General features: G+C 65.0%; 16 protein-coding genes and 2 pseudogenes. 6 read left to right on the forward strand and 12 right to left on the reverse strand.

Annotation, left to right across the window (positions count from 1 at the left end; all coding sequences use genetic code 11):
* Positions 1 to 682 precede the first annotated feature (682 nt).
* A complete protein-coding gene (locus M1L58_RS22470; protein WP_248660541.1) occupies positions 683 to 1,168 on the forward strand; it encodes an ANTAR domain-containing protein in 486 nt (161 codons plus the stop codon).
* Between the two features lie 196 nt (positions 1,169 to 1,364).
* Here M1L58_RS22470 and M1L58_RS22475 read toward each other — a convergent pair whose 3' ends face one another.
* From M1L58_RS22475 to M1L58_RS22525, 11 genes are all read right to left on the reverse strand, one after another.
* Positions 1,365 to 2,309, reverse strand: coding sequence for a nucleoside hydrolase (locus tag M1L58_RS22475; RefSeq protein ID WP_248660542.1), 945 nt, complete (start codon positions 2,307 to 2,309; stop codon positions 1,365 to 1,367).
* A gap of 39 nt (positions 2,310 to 2,348) precedes the next feature.
* Positions 2,349 to 3,803: an NAD-dependent succinate-semialdehyde dehydrogenase gene (locus M1L58_RS22480; protein WP_248660543.1), complete on the reverse strand. Its 1,455-nt coding sequence runs from the start codon at positions 3,801 to 3,803 to the stop codon at positions 2,349 to 2,351.
* 59 nt (positions 3,804 to 3,862) lie between these two features.
* Positions 3,863 to 4,093 carry a hypothetical protein gene (locus M1L58_RS22485; RefSeq protein ID WP_248660544.1) on the reverse strand — a complete coding sequence of 77 codons (231 nt, stop codon included), beginning with the start codon at positions 4,091 to 4,093 and terminating at the stop codon, positions 3,863 to 3,865.
* Positions 4,090 to 4,419 carry an NIPSNAP family protein gene (locus M1L58_RS22490; protein WP_248660545.1) on the reverse strand — a complete coding sequence of 110 codons (330 nt, stop codon included), beginning with the start codon at positions 4,417 to 4,419 and terminating at the stop codon, positions 4,090 to 4,092. The genes M1L58_RS22485 and M1L58_RS22490 overlap by 4 nt, the downstream gene beginning before the upstream one ends.
* A 14-nt stretch (positions 4,420 to 4,433) precedes the next feature.
* A complete protein-coding gene (locus tag M1L58_RS22495; RefSeq protein WP_248660546.1) occupies positions 4,434 to 5,006 on the reverse strand; it encodes a flavin reductase family protein in 573 nt (190 codons plus the stop codon).
* On the reverse strand, positions 4,996 to 5,949 hold the full coding sequence (locus M1L58_RS22500) for a ribose-phosphate diphosphokinase (RefSeq protein WP_248660547.1): 954 nt from the start codon (positions 5,947 to 5,949) through the stop codon (positions 4,996 to 4,998). Before M1L58_RS22500 ends, M1L58_RS22495 begins: the two co-directional genes overlap by 11 nt.
* Positions 5,950 to 6,087: 138 nt before the next feature.
* Positions 6,088 to 7,011 (reverse strand): PfkB family carbohydrate kinase, encoded by a 924-nt coding sequence (locus tag M1L58_RS22505; protein ID WP_248660548.1) that lies wholly within the window; start codon positions 7,009 to 7,011, stop codon positions 6,088 to 6,090.
* A 5-nt stretch (positions 7,012 to 7,016) separates the two neighbouring features.
* Positions 7,017 to 8,045 (reverse strand): LacI family DNA-binding transcriptional regulator, encoded by a 1,029-nt coding sequence (locus M1L58_RS22510; protein ID WP_248660549.1) that lies wholly within the window; start codon positions 8,043 to 8,045, stop codon positions 7,017 to 7,019.
* Positions 8,046 to 8,063: 18 nt separating this feature from the next.
* The gene (locus M1L58_RS22515) at positions 8,064 to 8,819 is read right to left on the reverse strand and encodes a glutamine amidotransferase (protein WP_248660550.1); all 756 of its coding nucleotides are present in this window, start codon (positions 8,817 to 8,819) and stop codon (positions 8,064 to 8,066) included.
* A gap of 77 nt (positions 8,820 to 8,896) precedes the next feature.
* The gene (locus M1L58_RS22520) at positions 8,897 to 9,538 is read right to left on the reverse strand and encodes an HAD family hydrolase (protein WP_248660551.1); all 642 of its coding nucleotides are present in this window, start codon (positions 9,536 to 9,538) and stop codon (positions 8,897 to 8,899) included.
* A 41-nt stretch (positions 9,539 to 9,579) separates the two neighbouring features.
* Positions 9,580 to 10,671, reverse strand: coding sequence for an LLM class flavin-dependent oxidoreductase (locus tag M1L58_RS22525; RefSeq protein WP_248660552.1), 1,092 nt, complete (start codon positions 10,669 to 10,671; stop codon positions 9,580 to 9,582).
* A 555-nt stretch (positions 10,672 to 11,226) separates the two neighbouring features.
* Between M1L58_RS22525 and M1L58_RS22530 the strand changes: the two genes are divergently transcribed.
* The 5 genes and pseudogenes from M1L58_RS22530 to M1L58_RS23695 form a co-directional block, all read left to right on the forward strand.
* The gene (locus M1L58_RS22530; protein ID WP_248660553.1) at positions 11,227 to 12,687 is read left to right on the forward strand and encodes a nicotinate phosphoribosyltransferase; all 1,461 of its coding nucleotides are present in this window, start codon (positions 11,227 to 11,229) and stop codon (positions 12,685 to 12,687) included.
* A gap of 35 nt (positions 12,688 to 12,722) precedes the next feature.
* Complete coding sequence (locus tag M1L58_RS22535; protein WP_248660554.1) at positions 12,723 to 14,195, forward strand: aldehyde dehydrogenase; 1,473 nt, start codon at positions 12,723 to 12,725, stop codon at positions 14,193 to 14,195.
* Between the two features lie 75 nt (positions 14,196 to 14,270).
* Positions 14,271 to 15,536, forward strand: coding sequence for a metal-dependent hydrolase family protein (locus M1L58_RS22540; protein WP_248660556.1), 1,266 nt, complete (start codon positions 14,271 to 14,273; stop codon positions 15,534 to 15,536).
* Positions 15,537 to 15,609: 73 nt separating this feature from the next.
* The gene (locus M1L58_RS22545; protein WP_248660555.1) at positions 15,610 to 15,798 is read left to right on the forward strand and encodes a tautomerase family protein; all 189 of its coding nucleotides are present in this window, start codon (positions 15,610 to 15,612) and stop codon (positions 15,796 to 15,798) included.
* Positions 15,799 to 16,296: 498 nt separating this feature from the next.
* A pseudogene (locus tag M1L58_RS23695) lies at positions 16,297 to 16,413 on the forward strand (IS3 family transposase); the annotation flags it as partial.
* Between the two features lie 17 nt (positions 16,414 to 16,430).
* On the opposite strand, the pseudogene M1L58_RS22555 reads toward M1L58_RS23695, so the two are convergent.
* A pseudogene (locus M1L58_RS22555) lies at positions 16,431 to 16,906 on the reverse strand (transposase); the annotation flags it as partial.

Genomic DNA, 16,906 nt, shown 5'->3' on the forward strand with positions numbered 1-16,906 from the left:
CTGGAGCGCACAACTTCTACGAATTCTAGTGCGGATCCTGCAGGCTTACTTGAATCACGTCACCGCAGGTCAGCGCCTCAGGCGAATACTAGCGGACGCCAAGTAGGGTAGTCGAGCGGCCTCGAACAACCCCTCTGCCGAAGCTAGCCAAGCAGAAGAGTATCGCCGAGGTCGAGCAGATGGTGAGCCTATGGCAGGGCACCACGGGAGGTGCGGGCGTTGCCAGTCCACTAACGGTCACGCCGCCTGCGACGGGGACTCGGCCAATGATCGAGTCGGCGAGGAGTTCATCCGCTCAGTCCCGTCGCTGCAGTTCGTCAACGTGGGCGAAGAGTGCCCGAACGAGCTTCTTGGCATTCGACTCTGGGTGGACCAGTCCGCTCGTCCAGATCACCAGGTGGCGTTGCGGCGCTTCTCCCGCTTGACTCCTACGGGCAGTGCGGCACGGCGAGCTGCTTCGGCGGCAGATCAGGCGGCTGGCCACCGATCTGCGTTGACGCTCGGGGAAGAACCATCCCGACCCTGACGATCCCGGACTGGTGTTCCGGGAAGTCACTGATTCGGCGGTGCGGCTGTTGCCGGGTGTTGACCATGCCGGGGTCACCCTGGCCTCCAGACGACCCGTGGGGCGCGGCCGCACGAGTTGACGTCGACGGCACCCACCGATTCGGCGGCAAAGACAATGGACGAGTTGCAGCGCCGATACGATGAGAGCCTGTTTCGAGGCCGTCTGGTAAAACGCACGGTGCAGATCGTCGACCACGACACCGAGACGCGGTGGCCGACGGTGACGGCGGCGGCCCGACATGACACCCCGGTGCGGTCAACGATGTCGATCCAGCTGTTCGTCGGCGACCTCGAACTCAGGACGCTCAACCTTTGCTCAGATACTGCCGGAAACCTGGGCCGCACCACCGAGTACTTGGCTGAGGATCTGGCCACCCACGCCGCGATCGCGTTGCTCGCGGCACGCCGTGGCCAACAGTTCCATAGTGCGTTGGCCGGCCGCGATGTGATCGGGCAGGAGAAAGGCATCCTGATGGAACGCTCCGACATCGGTGCGGCGCAAGCGTTCTTGCTCGCCACCCGTCTCTCCCAGGACCAGAACATGCCACCGGCAGAAGTTGCTGAGAAACTCGTCCAATCTGAGCATCCACCCCGACGGTAGACACAGCGACGGCACGGCCCGGGCACCAGCGCTTGGTTACACCTCACTGACGGGGACCGCACAGCAGTTCTCAGTCGCAAACGCTGCCAGTAACCGTCATCGCGCGGGTCTCGCCGATCAGTGCGTCACGAACTCGTTGGCCTGCTTAATGTGTCTTAGGCGTCCTCGACAGGTACTCATAGGGGCTCCGCTCCCCTCACCGCCAGTGCGCTGCGAGCGTGTCAATTAGTACCCGGGCACACTGCCGGTCCACCGTCGAGACGACGGTAATCTTGCCGTCCGTGGTGTGCGACAACGTTGTTTGCCCTCGCCGCTCTCCGCGGTCGACACACACAGTCACCTGACCGCGCGTGGCAGTCTCGACAACGACATCTCCGACCGCGACCGCCGCTGCCAACGGATCATGGAGTGGAATGTATCGTCCCAGAAACCGATCCTGGTAGGCGTTGTAGTAGAAGTCGACGATGTGACAGAGGGTTTCGAGTTCCGGCCGATCGAGATCGCGTACGGCCGTCTGGTCCTTCCGACTGAACAGATGTGTATAGGTGAGATCGATCGGTACGAACGTGAGCCGATTCCAGTCCGACTGGACGACGAGTGCGGCCGCTGTGGGATCAGACGCGATGTTGGCCTCCGCCCATGGGGTCACGTTGCCGGGGACGGAGAACGCACCGCCCATCACGGTCATGCTGCCCACGCGGTTGCCGAAGTCGGGATCGTCCGCGAGGACCTGCGCGAGATTCGTGAGCGGTCCGGTCGCGATGATGTGGAGTCGGTCGCCGTATGTGCGTGCCAGACTCCGTAGCGTGTCCGGGGTCGAGGACGACCCGACATCATCCAGGCCAGGGGGCAGGGACACTCCCCCGAGACCGTTGCGGCCGTGGAACGACGCAGCGGTATCGTCGACATGAGCGCCGTCCGGCGCATCGATTCCGACGGACACCGGGATGTCGCCTCTGTCGAACAACCGCAGCAGCCGACGAGCATTCTCGGCGCCCCGGGCGGCGTCGACGTTGCCCGCCACACTTCCCACGCCGACGAGGGGCGTGCGCCTCGCGAGTAGGTAGGCCAGGGCCAGTGCATCATCGATGCCGGGGTCGCAGTCGAGGAAGAAGACCCGAGAATCACCGTCGTACATCATTTCCTAGTCTCCACGGTCCGTTGCGCGGCCTCGTCGGTATCACGCTGTGAGCGCGATGTACTTGGTGTTCAGGTACTCGTCGATGCCCTCGCTGCCGCCTTCACTTCCCAGGCCCGACTGTTTGACGCCGCCGAAAGGAGCTGCAGGGTCGGAGATCACACCGCGGTTGACGCCCACCATCCCCGCTTCGAGAGCCTCCGCCACGCGCCTCGCCCGGTCGAGATCTCGCGTGTAGAAGTACGCGGCCAGTCCGTGGTCGGTTCCGTTCGCTTGCTCCAGCGCTTCGGTTTCGGTGTCGAACCCGGTGATCACCGCAACCGGGCCGAAGATCTCCTCGTCCAGGATCCGCGATCCCGCCGGAACCTCGTCGAGCACGGTCGGCTGGTAGAAGCAGCCCGGGCCGGCGACAGTCGATCCCCCGGTACGGACACGGGCTCCCGCGGCGACCGCCTCGTCGACGAGCGCGGCGACTGCGTCCCGCTGCCCGGCGTTGATCATCGGTCCGAGTGTGACGCCGTCGGCATGGCCCGGGCCCATGGTGATCGCGCCGATCCGCGTGCACAACGCATCGGTGAACGTGTCGCGGACCCTGTTGTGGACCAGGAACCTGTTCGCCGCCGTACACGCCTGTCCACCATTGCGCATCTTCGCCGCGACCGCGCCCGCGACCGCGGACCCGATGTCGGCGTCGTCGAAGACGATGAACGGCGCGTTGCCGCCGAGCTCCATCGAGGTCCGCAACACCTGGTCGGCAGACTGTGCGATGAGCTTCTTGCCCACGGCGGTCGATCCGGTGAAGGACACCTTCCGGAGGCGCCGGTCCGTCATGAGCGCACCGACGACCGCGGGCGCCGATCGGGTCGGGACCACCGACAGCACCCCGTCCGGGAGCCCGGCGTCGGCGAAGACCTGGGCGAGCAGCAACATGGTCAGAGGCGTGTCCTCCGCCGGTTTCACGATGATAGTGCAACCGGCGGCGAGGGCCGGACCGATCTTGCGGGCTCCCATCGCCAGCGGGAAGTTCCACGGTGTGACCGCCAGCGTCGGTCCGACGGGTTCTCGGGTGACAAGGATGCGGCCGTTCCCCGACGGCGCGGCCGTCAGCCGGCCGCCGATCCGGACGGCTTCCTCGGCGAACCACCGCAGGAACTCGCTGCCGTAGGCGACTTCACCATGACTCTCGGCCAACGGCTTGCCCATCTCCAGGGTGATGAGGTCGGCGAAGTCGTCCGCCCGTTCCCGGACGATCTCCCACGCCCGGCGCAGTATCTCGCCTCGCTCACGCGGTGGCGTGACCGCCCAGGAGGGCTGGACCGCGACGGCTGCGGTGAGAGCGGCGTCGGCGTCGGCGACGGTCGCATCGGCGACCGCGGTCAGGACGTCGCCCGTGGCCGGGTTCACGACGTCGAACCGCTCGCCGTTCGATGCCTCGCGGGCTGAGCCGCCTATCCAGATTCCGGTGGGGACGGCGCTCGGCAGCGCGGGGTCGGTCATCAGAGGTCCTTTCGGGTGACGGTGCCACCCATGGTCGATTCGTCGAGCGGCGAGGGAGCTCAGTCGCAGCGTGTGGTGATCGCCGCGGTCGGCGGGGTGGGGACACCGGCGGGCCATCCGGACCAGGTGACATCCAGTTCGACGACGTGGCCGGCGACGCGCCCCAAACCGTTCAGCGCGACTATCCCAGGAAGATAGGGCAGCAGTACCTTGGGCGCGACGATGTTCACCTCCCCGTCCCTGGAGGAGACCAGCTGGACGTCGTGGCAGCCGTTGATCTCGACGATCATCGTCTCGACTGGAACGGGGTGTCATCGATGACGCGGCGTCGCATCGTCCGGATCAACGGACCGTCCTGTTCCGCGGCGGCGAACGCGTCCTGCCACTCGGGATCGGAGGTCACCTGCCCCCACTTGAGATCGAGTTCGGCGAGATCGTTGAATCGGAGGCTGTAGACCAACTCCCCGAACGAGTTCTCGCCGATCACGGTGTGCCCGGCACTGATCAGTTCGACGCCGTATCGCTCGAACATCCGCGCAGTGTGGTTGGAGAACAAGTCGACGATCGCCGGCAGGCGGCCGGGAACGGCTACGTACTCGCGAATCTCGACGATCATGGGGGTCCTTTCGGTCAGTTCTCTCGCGCGGACGCGCTGAGATCGTGAAATCGGCTCTCGTAGAACACCAGTGGGGCTTCGGGTCCGGCCACACGATGGCCGATGATGCGCAGCAGGGCCAGGGTGTGGTCACCGGTGACCGACTCGGACTCGACCTCGCAGTCGAACCACGCGCTGGCTCCGTGCAGGAAGATCGCGCCTTCGACGCCGGTGTCCCAACTCAGATCCGCGAACCGGTTGCCGGTGCGGGACGCCAGTTGCCGGCATGCGGTGTGCTGGTCGGCGCTCAGGACAGAGAGTCCGATGCGCGGCCGCGTCCGCAACTTCGGCCAGGTCGTCGAGGAACTCTGGATGAACACGCCGACCAGGGGTGGTTCCAGGGACACGTTTACAAAAGCGCTGACCGCCATGCCGGTCGGTTGCCCGGCATCGTCGATCGCACACAACGCGGTCACCCCGCTGGGGAACTTGGCGAACGTGGTGCGCAGCGCGGAGACGTCGACGACACCCGTGGAATCGTGCACGCCGGTGAGATGGGTGGACCCGGACGCGGCCGTCCGGTTCTCCGGTGCCGCTTCAGAACACATGATTCTTGCCCCCGAACACCTCACTGACCGAGTCATCGACGAAGATGCGCCGAATCGTGTCGGCGAGCATCGGTGCGCACGAGATGACGTCGATCACCGGCGGCGCATCGGGACGCAACGCGATGGTGTCGGTGACGACCGCGCGCTCGAACGGCGAGTCGGCGAGATTCTCGTACGCGCGCCCGCTGAACACACCGTGGGTGGCCGCCGCAAACACACGTTCGCTGCCGGCCCGGACCACTGCTTCGCCGGCAGCACACAAAGTGCCGGCCGTATCGATGATGTCGTCCACGATGATGGCCGTCTTGCCGCGCACATCGCCTATCACAGTGGATATCTGGGCGATCTGCTGTTGCGGTCGCTCTTTGTCCAGGATGGCCAGTCCCGCGCCGATGCGAGTGGCGAACTGCTTGTTCAGCTTGACTCGGCCGGCATCGGGCGCCACCACGACGAGATCGTCGTCGAGTCCGGCGAAGTAATCGGCGAGCATCATGAGCGCGGTCATGTGATCGACGGGAACACTGAAGAAGCCTTGGAGCTGACCCGCATGGAGATCCATCGTCAGCACCCTGTCCACTCCGGCGGCCTCCAGCACCCGAGCCACCATACGGGCCGAGATCGGTTCGCGCGGAGCGGATTTCTTGTCCTGCCTGGAATAGCCGAACCATGGGGTGACCGCGACGACCCGGTGTGCGCTCGCGCCGATGGCGGCATCGACCATCACCAGCAGTTCCAGGAGGGCGTCGTTGGCGTTGAGCCCTTCGTCCGGATTGGCACTCATCGGTTGGATGAGGAATACGTCTGCGCCCCGGACGGATTCGTCGAAGCGGCAGTACACCTCTCCATTGGAGAAGGTCTTGAGGGTGATCGGGCCCAGGTCGACCTGCAGCGTGGCGGCGATCGACGCGGCGAGTGCGGGGTTCGCTCGTCCGGCGAACATCATCAATTGCTTCTGATAGCCGAGCGGGAGTGAGGTGGTCATGCGTGCCTTCCAGATGTTCTGTCGTAGAAGCTGTTTTGTCAGCGGACGAGTAGAAACGTTTCTACCCGTGATGTGCGCTTTCCCGTTAATCGACGCCGGTCACACTTGCGCCATCGCTACCTCGTCCGCTGACGGCATACCCGTCCGCGCTCCCACCTGACGCACGGACAGCGAAGCGGCGATGACGGCACGGTGACACGCCTCGTCGAGCGTGTTCCCGGCTGCCAGGGACGCCGCGAGCACACCGTTGAACGTGTCGCCGGCGCCCGTGGTGTCGCGCACCTCCGGCGCCGCGAGCGCCGAGATACGTTCGATCCCACCGTCCGGGCGAGCGATGAGCGCGCCCTCTGCACCTCGCGTGACCGCGACACACGCCCCGGTTGCGTCAGCGACCCGGGCGGCGGCGTCGCAGACGTCCATGTGGGGAATCGAGAGCGCATCGCAAAGGTCGCGGAGTTCCGAGGCGTTGGGCGTCAGGACCGTCGCAGCGCGCACCGCAGCGAGGAGATCCTCGCGCAGAGGTGCCGGGTTGAGCACACAGGGCACCCCGTGCTCGCGCGCGGCCGCGACCGCGCTGCGGACCGCGGCGGTGGAGATCTCCGTGCTCACCAGCACGCAACCCGCCCACCCGACAGACCGTTCCACGGCGGCCCGGACACCCGCCGGGTCGACGTACGAGTTGGCGCCCGCGGCGACCGCGATCTGGTTCTCGCCCGCCCTGTCCACGACGATCAGTGCTGCCCCGGTGGGGATGTCGCCGATCTCGGCGACATCGGACACATCGATCCCGACAGACGCCAGCTCGGCGAGGGCCTCGCGACCCAAGTCGTCGGTCCCCACAACGCCGCAGTAGCGGACGCGCGCATCCATCCGTGCTGCCGCAACAGCGGCGTTGGCGCCCTTGCCACCCCCGAATCTGTCGAGACGCGGCCCCACCACCGTCTCACCCGGCCCGGGGAGTCGATCGGCGCCCACCACGAGATCGACGTTGATGGCGCCGATCACCAGTACTCCGTTGCTCATGACGTTCACGCTCCGTTGATGTCGCACACCGACGATCGCACCTGCACGGTCGTCGGCAGCAGGCTCATCGGCGCCGGCGTCCGATTCTCGATGAGGTCGAACAGGACTGTCGTGGCCCGGTAGCCCATGTCGTGCGCGGGCTGACGAACACTGGTCAGACGTGGGGTCAGCAGTGACGACAGCGGCAGGTCGTCGAAGCCGACGATGCTCACGTCGTCCGGCATGCGTCGGCCCGAGTCCCGGCAATACTCCATCGCGCCGACCGCCATCAGGTCGTTCGCGCAGATCAACGCAGTGGGTTCGATGTCGGCCGCCAGTGCGCGCGCAGCGAGTTCGTAGCCGGTGTCCTGGCGGTAGTCGCCGACGAGCACCGGAACGGAATCCGGGTCGATACCGGCGCCCGCGAAGGCTTCCCGATAGCCGGCGAGACGCTGTTGCGCGGTCCAGAGACTGTCCGGGCCACCGATCACCGCGATTCGACGATGCCCCTTGTCGATCACGTGCTGGGCGACCTTCCGGGCACCCTTCCGGGAGTCACACACGACGGCGGGCAGGTCGACGCCGGGGATCTGCTCGTCGACGAGGACCACCGGTCCGGAGCGGGCGAGCTCGTAGCTGGCCGCGGGCATCGAGCCCGTGCTCGACAGATAGACGACCCCGTCGACGCGCTGGCTGCGCAGCAGCCGCGTCTGCTCCTCCTCTGACTGCTCGGCGCTGCCGGGGACCACCAGCACCACCAGCACGTCATTCGCTGATGCTGCCTGGTGGACCCCCTCGGCGATCATCGCGAAGAACTGGTTCGTCAGATCAGGGATCACCATCCCGATTCGAGAGGCAGTGCGCCGCTTGAGATTGCGCGCCGATTCATTCGGTGAGTACTGCAGGACTCGCGCCGCGTCGAGGACTCGGCTGCGCCGTTCGGGCGCTACTGGGCCGGAGTCGTTCAGTACGTAGCTGACGGTGCTCACCGAGACCCCGGCGTATTCGGCCACGTCCTTGATGGTTGCGCGTTTCGGTTTGCTCTCAGACGCCACCGCGATCCTTTCCCCTGGTCATGAGCGTCCGCCTGCCCACGACAGTATCGACGTCCACAAGTGTGCGTAACTGGTCCACTCGACGAATTCCGGGGGTGCCCAGTGCGGGGCGAGGTCGGAGGTGAAGGCGACGGCGCGACCGCTTCCGAACGTGCCCGTCACGAGGATCGGATCGTCACCGCTCCGGGCGACCACCTCCGCGTCGTCACGCGGGATGACGCGGTTGTATCCCAGGAGCGGAGGCCATTCGTTGGGCGTGTCGCCGAGAACCGGGTGCCCGGGCAACCGGACCTCGACCTTGCAGCCCTCGGGCACCTCGATCCGGTCGTCGTAGGTCAGCATGGTCACCGGGAGGACATCGGCGAGCGGGGTCATGCCGAATCGGGCCTTGGCATCGATGCCGGTGAACGAGAGATAGCCGCCGACCATCACGAGGCCGCCGCCCCGGCGGACATAGTCGGCCACGACTCCGAGCCGATTCGGCGACATCTCCGAACGCAGGAAGGTCTCGTCGGGGAGTTGGAACGAGTTGGAGCCGATGTCGGAGATGACGACGACGTCGTAGTGATCGATCTCCTGCGCGGTCTTGGGGAATCGTGACGAGATCTCATGCCCGCGAACGTAGGTGACCTCGTGACCGTCCGCGGCGAGATTGTCGAGGAAGACCGTCGCGCCTTCCTCGTATTCGGTGTTGTGGAACTGGTCGAAGCCCTTCATGTGGATCGTGTGCTTGATCCACGATTCGCCCGCGACGAGGATCGTGAGAGGTTTCATTGTGTTTCTCCTACTGTCTTCGAGAACTGTGCTGGGAAGTCCGTGCGGGACCTGATCGGGATGGGGTCGTCGGACTCTCAGATCCGGCTCCGGGCGCCGAACAGCCCTCGCCCCAGTTCGTAGGCGGCGCGCAGGTCGTCGCCCTGATACTCCACGGACGCGAGTTCGGCGACCACCGGGCTCGCGTTGACAGCCACGGTGTTCCGGAGCCAACCGAACAGCTCGATGTCCGACGACGAATCGCCGTAAGCCACACAGTCTTCCGGCGACAATGCCAACCGGGCCAGCGCCGCCTCAGTGATATTCACCTTCTCCTGCGGAGACAGGGTCGCGTCCTCCGAGAGTGGCTCGCCGATCACGACGTCGGACCCGTAGGTCTCGTGCGCGCCCCACTGTCTCAACCTGTCGACGAAGAACGCCGGCGATTGCGAGATGATGATGACCGTCTCGCCTCGTCGGCGGATGTCCTCGAAGGTGGCGACGACCCCGTCGAGCCACTCCGCCTGCTCGAAGGCCGCGTCGAGTTCGGCCTCGGTGGCGCCGTCGCAGATGCCGAGCAGCGTCGACCAGAACTCGGTGTCGGTGATCTGCCCGGCCGCCCAGCGGTTCTCGATGTCGAGACCCTCGTCCAGCTTGCCGAAGTATCGGGACAGATCAAGGGCGGCTGCACCTTTGAGAAGGGTGCCGTCCATGTCGAAAACATGAAGTCGGCTGGTCATGACCTGGCTTTCTCTCTCTCTTGTCGGACGTCGAGGTGGTCTCAGGAGAACTCGGGGAGCACTTCCTTCGCCATGAACTCCATGTTCGCCACCACCGCCTCGATGGGCTGCCCGACCGCGATCAGGCACGCCATGTGGTCGACGCCGAGCGCCTCGTAAGCCTTGAACCGTTCGATCATCCGATCAGGGGTCGTGAGGATCGGGTCGGCGTACTTCTCGGACAGCCCTTCCTTGGAGAAGGTCTCCTCGGCCGGCTTCATCGCACCGCCCTTGACGACCGAGTCGTCCTTCTCGCCGTCGGCACGGACGGACAATCGCTCTTCCTTGGTCTGGTTCGCGGTCCTGCTGGCATGGACGAGCGTGAGGTAGTAGTTGTATTCGCTCAGCACATCGTCGAAGTATTCGGTGGCTTGTTCCTCGGTGTTGCCCAGCCACGTGTGGCGGAGCGCCATCACCTGGCCACGCGGCATCCCGGTCTGCTCGATCTCGTCGTTGTACGCCTCGAGGAGCGCTTCGAGGTCGCCATAGGGCTCGAAGTTGCCGTAGTTGGGCGCGGTGATCAGATTGTTCCCCTGCTTGGCCACCCGTCGGACACCGTCGATGCTCTGCGACGCGGCCCAGAGTTCGGGGTGCGGGTCGGAAGCCGGCTTGGGCACGATCGTGGTCGGCGGGAACGAGAAGTACTTGCCGTCGTACTCCACGTCGTCCTCGACCCACACGCGCTTGATGATCTCCAGCGATTCCTCGTAGATCTCCCGCGCATCCTTGGGATCGACACCGATGCGATCGAGCGGGTAGCGGCTTCCGCCCCGAGCGACCCCGATCCCGATCCGGCCCGGGGCCATGTGATCGAGGAAACTCATCTCCGAGGCGATGAGCAGCGGGTTGTAGTACGGGAGCACCACAATTCCAGGCATGATCCGCAGTCGCTCAGTGCGCGCCGCGGCCAGTGCACTGAACATCACCGACGACGGATTGCTGACGTAGTTCTGGAAGTGGTTCTCGTTGACGGTCACACCTTCGAAACCGAGGTCCTCCGCGGCGTCGACGATACGAAGCATATCGTCGAGCAACTCCGACCACGGGCGGCTCATGTCGCGGTAAAAGAACGGCGTAGTTACCCAGATCTTCATGAAACTGCCCCTCTGACTGTGAAACGATTCTCGTGTCGCCTGGCATGGAGCGCCGCTCGAGGATGCTCCGAGCACGGGAGTCTTCAAATCCTCGCCGGCTGGGCCGGCGACTGCCGACCCGGGCGATAGAAACGATTCTATGCACCGATGGCCGTCCACGCAAGCGTTGGGTATCCGCAGGGACCACCACATGCGAGGACCTGCACGTTCGTGCCCGCCGGCACATCTGGCATTCGAAGTCCCCGAGCCCCCGGTGGCCCATCGCCGCCGACACCACCTCGCCTCGCTCGACCGGCGATCAAGGCGGACGACCGGCGGTTGTCGAAAACTGTTGTCCATCCCGGTAATCCGCACCGCCATCACCGAAACGCGAATGAAACGTCTTGTTTACGCCGCATCACTTGACCGTCGGCGGTGCCTTTCCCCACTATGGCTAAGGAGCACTAAGGGTCACAGTGCGCGGGGATCCGGCGACGTTATCGATGCGAGCGGGTCCCGATAATTTTGACCAGAGTAGAAACGTTTCTACATTCCGGAAACTGAGTGAGGAATCACATGTCATCTGTCTCGGCACTCGACAACATCATCCTGAACACCGACACCTACAAGCACTGTCACTACTCGCTGTACCCGAAGGGCACGGAGTACGTTTCGAGCTACATCGAGTCGCGCGGTGGCATTTTCCCGGCCACGATGTTCGTCGGCCTGCAGGCGTACATCCGCGAGCACCTCCTGCGTCCGATCACCCTGGACGATATCGACGAGGCCGAAGCGGTCACCCGAGCACAGGGCATGCCCTTCAATCGCGAGAACTGGCTGGGGATCCTCAACGACCACGGCGGGTACCTGCCCGTGGAGATCGAGGCCGTGCCGGAGGGAACCGTCCTGCCTACGCGGAACGTGCTCGTGCAGATCATCAACACCGATCCGAAGTACCACTGGGTCACTAGCTTCTTCGAGACCGCACTGCTGCGTGCGGTCTGGTACCCGACCACCATCGGCACCGTCAGCTGGATGAGCAAGCAGATAATCCGGGAAGCCTTCGCGCGCACCTCGGACCACCCGGAGCTCCTCCGGTTGCAGTTGCACGACTACGGTGCCCGCGGAGTCAGCTCCCAGGAATCTGCGGCGCTGGGCGGGCTCGCGCACCTGGTGAACTTCGACCAGAGCGACACCGTGCCGGGGATCCTCGCCGCGATGAAGTACTACAACGCCGTCTCGCCGGCCAACTCGGGCCCCAACAGCGAGCACGCGGGCTTCACCTCGTGGGGACGTGATCACGAGGTCGACGCGCTCCGCAACATGTTGCACACCTACCGGGACTCGGGTTGTGCACTGCTCCTTACGGATTCGTACGATCACGAGAACGCGGTGAAGAACATCCTGGGCAAGGAACTCAAGGAGGAGATCCAGAACTTCCCAGGCCTGGTCGGCGCGCGCCCGGACTCCGGTGACCCGGTCCAGGTAACTGCGGACACCGCGGAATGGCTCATGGACGCATTTGGTTACGAGGTGAACTCGAAGGGCTTCAAGGTCCTGCCGCCCTACCTGCGCGTCGTTCAGGGCGACGGAGTCACCTTCGCCAGCCTGCCGCAGATCTACCTCGAGCTCGAACGACGTGGCATGTCGGCCGAGAACGCCATCTTCGGCATGGGTGGAGGTCTGCTCCAGCACTACAACCGCGACTCCCTGAACTTCGGCCAGAAGTGCAACGCGGTCTGCGTCGACGGCGAGTGGCGAGATGTCGCCAAACAACCCACCGGAGCCGCCTTCAAGGCATCGAAGGCCGGCCGCCTCGCACTGACCAAGCGCGACGGGGAATTCGTCACCGTCCGCCGCGATTCGATCTCGCCGGAGGAGAACCTGCTTCAGCCGGTGTACCGCGACGGGCACCTGCTCACGAAGTGGGACTTCACCGACCTGATCGCACGCAGCGAGGCCGAGGTCCCCGAGTCCTACTACTACGACGTGATCAAGCAAATGCGCGAGCAGGACGACCACTCCAAGGTCGCCTGATCTCGAGACGCTCGTCCGCAGAAGAGGAATCCCGTATGAAAGCGCTCCCCCGAGTTCCCCTGTCGTCGACCGGAAGTCTCTACATCGACGGGGCCTGGGTCGAACCGCACTCGACCGAGACGATCGACGTGATCGACTCGACGACTGAGCAGGTGTTCTACTCGGTCCCCGACGCCGATGTCGATGACATCGATCGCGCGATCGCGGCCGCCCGCAGGGCATTCGACGAAGGGCCGTGGCCACGGTTGTCGCATGCCGAGCGCGCCGAGGCGCTAGCCGCAATCGCCGAAGCGGTCGAGGAGCGCATCGACGACGTAGTCGAGATCTGGCCGCGGGAGACCGGGATCCTCGCGTCCTCGGTGGGCGTCGTCATGAAGGAGGTGGTCGAGACCTACCGGTACTACGCGGGATTGGCGACCGACTTCGCGTTCACGGAGGAGGTCCCACCCACCAACGGAGCCGCTTTCGGGATGATCGTGAAGGAGCCGGTCGGCGTCGTGGGTGCGATCATCCCGTGGAACTCCCCGATGGGGCTCCTTGCCTGGAAGGTCGCGCCCGCCCTCCTGGCGGGTTGCACTGTGGTCGTGAAGTGTTCGCCGGAGGCACCCGGTGCCGGGTACATCATGGGCGAGATCGCGGAGATGATTGGCCTGCCACCGGGTGTCCTCAATGTGGTGACCGCCGAGCGAGAGGCCTCCGAAGCCCTGGTAAGGGATCCGCGCGTCGACAAGATCGCCTTCACGGGATCGACCGAGGCGGGCAAAAGGATCGGCGGCATTCTCGGCGGTCGGATCGCACGGTCCTCGCTGGAACTCGGAGGCAAGTCGCCAGCGATAGTACTCGACGACTTCGACATCGCAGACGCAGCACGAACCATCGCGGCAGCCGAGTGCTTCCTGTCCGGTCAGATCTGCGCATCACTGACAAGGATCATTGTGCCCGACAAGCGGCACGACGCCATGGTTGACGCACTGGCCGAGGAGTTCAGCAAGGTGCGGATCGGTGACCCCTACGATCCCACAACGACGCTGGGACCGGTGGCGACGGAGCGCCAGCGTGCGCGAGTCCAAGACTACATCGAGATCGGAAGGCAGGAGGGAGCCGAGCTGGCCTACGGCGGCGGCCGTCCTGGTCACCTCGATAGCGGCTGGTTCGTCGAGCCGACGGTCTTCGGGAGGGTGGCGGTGGAGTCGCGACTCGGTCAGGAGGAGATCTTCGGTCCGGTGCTGGCGGTCCAGCCCGCCCACGATCTCGATGACGCGATCAGGATCGCGAACGCCACCGAGTTCGGTTTGAATGCCGCCGTGTTCACCCACGATTCCGCACGGGTCCTGGCGATCGCCCGCCGGATCCACTCCGGCACCGTCGGACAGAACGGCAACCGCGCGGACTTCGGCATCGGCTTCGGCGGTTTCAAACGATCCGGTATCGGACGTGAGGGCGGCGTGGCGGGGTTGCAGGCCTACCTGGAGAACAAGACCGTTGTCCTGGACGCGCCGCCGACCTGAGATCTGTGTGACCCTGAATGCCGTGGGACGGAGAGCTCTTGCCGAACAGTGCCGCACAGTGAGTGAGTGGGATCAATGAACGACATCGCGATCGAGAGCGGCCTGGTGTGGCTCGGACCAGACGAGTCGTATGCGTCCGGACTGCTGTACATCAGGGACGGCAGGGTCGCCTACGTGGGAGAGCATCGACCCGACGTCGTCCCGTCGGGTACCCGACGGGTCGATGCGACCGGCCACGCGGTGTTACCCGGCTTGATCGACTGTCATGTCCACCTCACGACGAACTCGGACACCGACCGGGTGATCGCGAGCGACGCCTTCCGCGGCCAGAAGACCGGTCCGGAGAAGTTGCTCCACGGCTACCGCAACTCGCTCCGGGCGCTGCGGGCGGGATTCACGACCTTGCGTTGCATGGGACATCGCGGGGTCGGCGAGACAGAACTCCGCGACCTGGTCGACGACGGTCTGATGGTCGGTCCGAACCTGCTCGTCGCCCCGTGGTGGATCACAATGACGAACGGACACGGTGATCTGTTCTACCCGCCGTACACGCAACGGCGGGAATGGGATACGGCTGACGGCATCGACGCATGCCGGCAGCTGGTCCGCCTGCAGGCGCGTAGTGGCGCCGACTTCATCAAGGTAATGGCCAGCGGCGGGATGTCGAAAGGAGAGCAGCCGCACTGGCCGAACTACAGCGTCGCCGAACTCACGGCGATCGTCGACGAGGCCCACGACATGGACCTGCGAGTGGCCGCGCATGCACTGTCGCTCGAGGGCATCCGGCGCAGCCTCGAGGCCGGCGTCGACAGCATCGAGCACGGCTCCTATCTCGACGAGGAGTGTGCTGCCCACATGGCCCGCCACGGCACGTTCCTGGTCCCCACGATGGCCTTCAATGACTGGTGCCAGCGTGAGGGCACCGCCCGGGGTCTCTCGGCCGCGGGCGTGGAGGACCTCCGGGACGCCCATGCCCGGACGATCGAGGCTTTCGCGATCGCGCGGGCAGCCGGGGTCAAGATCGCGATGGGGACCGACTCGTCCGGGACGCTGTGCCCGTTCGGGGCACACTATCGCGAGCTGGAACTGTACGTGCAGCAAGGCATGTCGGTGTCCGAGGCGCTTACCACCGCAACCGCCACCGCGTCCGAACTGCTCGACCGGGAGGACCTCGGTTCGCTGAACGTCGGCGCAACGGGAGACGCACTGGTCGTCGACGAGAAGGTACTCGACGACATCACCCAGCTCCGCACCGGAATCAAGCACGTAGTGCGCGCCGGGCAAGACCTTACCGACTACCTGTCGGAATCGGCGCAGGTGCTGCGGCTGGACACTCGGTAGATCAAACCGCAACCGCAACAAACATGCTCGATCGGGCCCACTGAGAACAAAAAAGAACGGAGAGTGATCGACAATGCCCTACATCGAGGCAAGTTTCTTCGAAGACAGGTTCACCGACAGACAATTCGCTGTCGACATGGTGGCCGAACTGACCAAGGCTGTGTCCACAGTACTCGGAGATGAGATCGGCACAGAAACAACAGTTGTGCTACGTGGCATACCACGGGCACAGTGGGGACACGGCGGAAAGCTGATGGGCTGACGACCGTCGCTTCAGTCACATCGTCGAGGGCCGTCTGCCTTCGTCCCCTACACGTGGTTCTAGCAGGAGCGGTGGCCCGGTGAATCGCCCAGGGTTTGTCGGAGGCTCTCGAATCTGTGAAGGATGGCGAGCATGGCAGCACCACGGAAGTTCAGCGTTGAGTTGAAGGAGCGGGCGACGCGGATGAGCTCTGGGCGAGTCGAGCCCGGCGTCCACGAGGATGGTCGTGGGGTGGCAGGTCCCGACCACCATGCACACCGCGTTGGCGTTGAACGCTATGTAGATGGGTTGCGGGCGCGTTCGCGTGCCGGCCAGGACGTGGCCGGGCTGGTCCATCACTCCGACCGTGGAGTGCAGTACCGGGCCATCCGTTACACCGAACGTCTCGCCGACGCCGAAGCTGTGACTTCCGTTGGCTCCATGGGCAATTCGTTTGACAATGCGATGGCCGAGGCGTTCAACTCACTGTTCAAGGCCGAGCGCATACGCAACCCGGTCATGCGTCCTCGAGGTGGCTGGGGCGGTGTCGGCGAGGTCGAGATCGCCGTCGCCGAATACATCGACTGGTTCAACCACCGACGCCTGCACGGCGAGACCGGACACGTCCCGCCGGTCGAGCACGAGACCGCCTACCACGCTGATCCGGTAAACTGCTGGGCCACAGCCGCTTTCAACCGAGCATGGGCATCGAGACCACCAGATGCACCCCCGAGAGGCCCCGCGCTTTGAGCGAGGCGCGGAACTCACGCCAGAACTCGAACGACTCGCTGTCGCCGACCGCGGTACCCAGCACCTCACGAGTTCCGTCCATCGACACGCCCGTGGCCACACCACCAACGCCTGAGACACATAGGGGAACTCGATGTGAGTCAGCGGCCGTTCCCGCAACGCCGAGATCTCTTTGTCGAGGCCGGCGCAGATACGTGACACCTCGGACTTGGAGATCCCCGACGATACACCGAGGGCGTTGACGAGATCATGGACACTGCGAGTGGACACACCGTGCACATAGGCCTCCATCACCACCGCGTGCAGGGCCTTGTCGAGGCGTCTGCGCCGTTCGAGCAGGCTCGGGAGGAACGACCCGGACCGAAGCTTGGGGACCTTG

Source organism: Gordonia sp. C13 (assembly GCF_023218005.1).
GTDB lineage: Bacteria > Actinomycetota > Actinomycetes > Mycobacteriales > Mycobacteriaceae > Gordonia > Gordonia namibiensis.